Source organism: Anaerovibrio lipolyticus (genome assembly GCF_021531495.1).
Classification (GTDB): domain Bacteria; phylum Bacillota; class Negativicutes; order Selenomonadales; family Selenomonadaceae; genus Anaerovibrio.
In genome coordinates this window covers 1-702 of the sequence record NZ_JADYTY010000076.1, presented here as the reverse complement: position 1 = coordinate 702, position 702 = coordinate 1, and the positions used below count along the sequence as shown (strand labels likewise).

General features: G+C 43.9%; 2 tRNA genes and 1 rRNA gene. All 3 read right to left on the bottom strand.

The features are described 5' to 3' along the window. Positions 1-205: 205 nt before the first annotated feature. Positions 206-282: transfer RNA gene (locus I6E26_RS11045), tRNA-Ile, on the bottom strand. 6 nt (positions 283-288) lie between these two features. Continuing rightward, positions 289-364, bottom strand: a tRNA-Ala gene (locus I6E26_RS11040). A gap of 278 nt (positions 365-642) precedes the next feature. After that, a 16S ribosomal RNA gene (locus I6E26_RS11035) occupies positions 643-702 on the bottom strand; the annotation flags it as partial.

Here is a 702-nt window from a genome sequence, read left to right as displayed (position 1 = left end):
TTTTTGTTAAAGTATGTTATCCTAAAATGTCGTTCTTACCTCATTAGATTGTTTACACTATCTATTGGATGGTCGAACATTCGCCAATCGCTTGCGCTCTTGGATGGTTCGACACTCATAATGTTACCCAATCGCTTACGCTCTTGGACATTATGTTGGTAAAATTTACATTTGATTGTTTCTGTGTAGTTTTCAATGTACATCATGGTGGGCCTAAGTGGACTTGAACCACTGACCTCACGCTTATCAGGCGTGCGCTCTAACCAGCTGAGCTATAGGCCCATATTATGGTGGAGACGAGGAGAATCGAACTCCTGACCCCCTGCTTGCAAGGCAGGTGCTCTCCCAGCTGAGCTACGCCCCCAAATCTGGCTTCGCTATTTTCCGCAATACTTTGTTGCAACTGCGTCGCATTTCGTCAACGTAGGTTACTACGTTTTCCTCATGCTCCTTGTTACGCCTCGTCTTGCGAAAAATTTCTCGCCATATTATTACCTCTACAATAAGGCAATACATATACGTGACATATTCTTATTCAGAACATCACCATTTTTGAGTTTACACTTAATGTGTTCCCTCAAAACTAGACAATGCAAAGCCTGATGCTACGACCTGGATATAAGCTCTAAGCTTACTCCTTAGAAAGGAGGTGATCCAGCCGCACCTTCCGATACGGCTACCTTGTTACGACTTCACCCCAGT